The following is a 3,952-nucleotide window of genomic DNA, read 5'->3' on the forward strand; positions in this document are numbered from 1 at the left end:
GGTCAGGGCAACTACGCGGCGGCCAACGCCTGCCTGGACGCTCTGGCCGAACAGCGCCGTGCCGACGGACTGCCCGCCACCTCCATCGCCTGGGGCCCCTGGGCCGACAACGGCATGGCCGCGGACGAGACCGTCGCCGAACGCATGCGCCTGGCCGGCATGACCGGACTGGCCACCGACACGGCCTTCGCCGCACTCGCCCGGGCCCTCGCCCAGGGCGACGACACCCTGACGGTCATCGACATCGACTGGGAGCGCTTCGCGCCGGGCTTCACCTCCGCCCGGCCGAGCCCGCTCCTCGCCGGTATCCCGGAAGCCGCCCGGCCCGCCGAGGAGCCCGCCCTCACCGACGCGGGCCTCGCGCAGCGGCTGGCGGCCCTGCCGGCGGCCGAGCGGACCGACGTACTGCTCGACCTGGTCCGTACCCACGTGGCCGGCGTACTCGGCCACGGGTCGCCGCAGCGCGTGGGCGCGGAGCAGCCGTTCAAGGGCATCGGGTTCGACTCCCTGACGGCGGTCGAGCTCCGCAACCGGCTCGGCAGGGCCACCGGCCTGGCCCTGCCCGCCACCGCCGTCTTCGACCACCCCAATCCGGCCGCGCTCGCCGCGTACCTCCTCACCGAGCTGTGCGGGGACCTCGGCGACACCGACCCGGAAGAGGACCGGATCCGCCGGGCGCTCGCCTCGATGCCGCTCTCCCGGATCAGAGAGGCCGGCCTGCTGGAAGTGCTGCTGGACCTCGCCGGCCTCGAAGCGGGCGGCACGCAGGAAGCGGCGGCCGACCCGGACGACACGGCCCCGGAGGACATCGACGCGATGGACACCGACGCCCTGATCCGTCTCGCCATGGACAACACGGACTCCTGACGGTCCGGGAAGTGTGGAGCTGACACATGGTTACCCCCGAAGCAGTGACATCCGGCACGCAGACGCCCGAAGCGAAGCTCGTGGCCGCGCTCAGGACCTCCCTCAAGGAGGCCGAGCGGCTGCGCGAACAGAACCGGCGGCTGACCGAGGCGGCCCGGGAGCCCATCGCCATCGTCGCGATGAGCTGCCGGTTCCCCGGCGGCGTCCGTTCGCCCGAGGGACTGTGGGACCTGGTCGCCGCCGGCCGTGACGCCGTGTCGCCGTTCCCCACCGACCGGGGCTGGGACCTGGAGGAACTGTTCGACGAGGACCCGGACCGCCCCGGCTCCTCGTACGTCCGCGAGGGCGCGTTCGTCGACGACGCCGCCGACTTCGACGCAGGCTTCTTCGCCATCTCCCCGCGCGAGGCCCTCGCCATGGACCCCCAGCAGCGGCTGCTGCTGGAGACCTCCTGGGAGGCGCTGGAGCGCGCGGCGATCGCGCCGGACACCCTGCGCGGCAGCCGCACCGGCGTGTTCGTCGGCACCAACGGCAGCGACTACGGCACGGTCCTCGTCGGCGGCCCCGAGGAGGTCGACGGCTACCTCGCGACCGGGAACGCCACCAGCGTGCTGTCCGGCCGGATCTCGTACGAGTTCGGCTTCGAGGGGCCCGCCGTCACCGTCGACACCGCCTGCTCGTCCTCCCTCGTCGCCCTGCACCTCGCCGCACAGGCGCTGCGCCAGCAGGAGTGCACGCTGGCGCTCGCGGCCGGTGTGACCGTCATGGCCAGCCCGACCACCTTCACCGAGTTCAGCCGCCAGCGGGGCCTGGCCCCGGACGGCCGCTGCAAGCCCTTCGCCGCCGCCGCCGACGGCACCGGCTGGGGCGAGGGCGCCGGAGTGCTCGTACTGGAGCGGCTCTCCGACGCCCGCCGCAACGGCCACCAGGTCCTCGCCGTGATCCGCGGCTCCGCCGTCAACCAGGACGGGGCCTCCAACGGCCTGACCGCCCCCAACGGCCCGTCCCAGCGGCGGGTGCTCCGTCAGGCGCTCGCCAACGCCCGCCTGACGGCCGACCAGGTCGACGCCGTCGAGGCCCACGGCACCGGCACCACCCTCGGCGACCCCATCGAGGCGCAGGCCCTGCTGGCCACGTACGGACAGAACCGCCCGGCGGACCGGCCCCTCCACCTCGGGTCGGTCAAGTCCAACATCGGCCACACGCAGGCCGCCGCCGGCGTGGCGGGCGTGATCAAGATGGTCGGGGCGATCCGCAACGGCGTCCTGCCGCGCACCCTGCACGTGGACGAGCCCACGCCCCAGGTCGACTGGTCGGCCGGCTCCGTGCGGCTGCTGACGGAGAACCTCGACTGGCGCACGCCCGACGGACAGCCGCGCCGCGCAGGCGTCTCCTCGTTCGGCATGAGCGGCACCAACGCCCACGTCATCCTGGAGGGACCCGACCCGGCCGCCGAGCCCGCTCCGGCCGCTCCCTCCGCCTCCTCGGCCCTGCCCTGGCCGCTGTCCGGCAAGTCGGCCGACGCCCTGCGGGCACAGGCCCGCGCACTGCGGACGTTCCTGTCGGCCCGCCCCGGTCACGCGCCCGCGGACATCGGCCGCTCGCTCGCCCTCACGCGGTCCTCCTTCGACCACCGCGCCGTGCTCGTCGCCGACCACCCGGACGCCTTCGACGCCGCACTGTCGGCGCTGGCCGACGGCACGGCGGCCGCCGGCCTGGTCGAGGGCCAGGTACCCGACGGCCGCACCAAGGTCGTCTTCGTCTTCCCCGGCCAGGGCTCCCAGTGGACCGGCATGGCCACGGAACTGCTGGCCACGAACCCCGTCTTCGCCGACCGCATGGACCAGTGCGAGCAGGCCCTGTCCGGGTTCGTCGACTGGTCGCTGCGCGAGGTGCTCACCGACGAGGCCGCCCTGGCCCGCGTCGACGTGGTGCAGCCCGCCCTGTGGGCCGTGATGGTGTCCCTCGCCGCCCTGTGGCGTTCGTACGGAGTGGAACCGGCGGCCGTCCTCGGACACTCACAGGGCGAGATCGCCGCGGCCTGCGTCGCCGGCGGCCTCTCCCTCGAGGACGGCGCACGCGTGGTGGCCCTGCGCAGCAAGGCCCTCCTCGCCCTCTCCGGCCGCGGCGGCATGGTGTCCGTCCCCCTGCCCCGCGAGGAGGTCGCCGCCGGCCTCGACGAGCGGCTGTCCATCGCCGCGGAGAACGGCCCCCGCTCGGTCGTCGTCTCTGGCGACCCCGAGGCACTCGACGCGCTGCTCGCCGCGACCGAGGGCGCCCGCCGGATCGCCGTCGACTACGCCTCCCACTCCGCCCACGTGGAGGAGATCCGCGACGAACTCCTCACCGTCCTCGCCGGGCTCTCCCCGCGCCCGTCGGACGTGCCGTTCTTCTCCACGGTCACCGGGGACTGGCAGGACACCGCCGAGCTGGACGCGGAGTACTGGTACCGCAACGCCCGCCGGACCGTGCGCTTCGAGGAGTCCACGCGCGCCCTGCGCGAGCAGGGGTTCGGCGTGTTCGTCGAGAGCAGCCCGCACCCCGTGCTGATCCAGGGCCTCGGCGACTGCGCCGTCGGCTCGCTGCGCCGCCAGGACGGCGGACCGGCACGGTTCCTGCACTCCCTGGCCGAGGTCCACGTGCGCGGCGTCGCCGTCGACTGGTCGCCCGCCTTCGCGGACGCCGGCCCGGCCCACGTCGACCTGCCGACCTACGCCTTCCAGCGCCGGCGGTACTGGCCGCGTCCCGGTACCGGCCGCACGGCCGCCTCCGACCCGGCGGAGTCGGCCTTCTGGGAAGCCGTCGAACGCGCCGACCTGTCGGCCCTGTCCGGCGAACTCGGCGCCGAGGGAAGGGCGCTGGACGCGCTGGAGACCACCCTGCCCGTACTCACCGCCTGGCGGGCGGGACGCAGGCAGCGGTCCACCGTCGACTCCTGGCGCTACCGGGCGATCTGGGAACCCACGACCGCGGACGCTCCCGGCCACCTCTCCGGCCGGTGGCTGGTGGTGTCGGGGGAGGCGGGTGCCGATCTGGTGGGTCTGTTGTCGGTGTCGGGTGTCGATGTGGTGGAGCTGGTGGGGGG

Annotated in this window: 2 protein-coding genes; both read left to right on the forward strand. The window is 74.6% G+C overall.

Annotated features, from left to right (window positions below; translation table 11 throughout):
* The coding region (locus ACZ518_RS39375) for an acyl carrier protein (protein ID WP_469117840.1) at positions 1-867 on the forward strand (867 nt) is incomplete at its 5' end.
* Positions 868-911: 44 nt separating this feature from the next.
* Positions 912-3,952, forward strand: a 3,041-nt coding sequence (locus ACZ518_RS39380; RefSeq protein ID WP_469117841.1) for a type I polyketide synthase, incomplete at its 3' end; no start/stop codon positions are given.

The sequence above is a fragment of the Streptomyces sp. NPDC033966 genome (genome assembly GCF_055575955.1).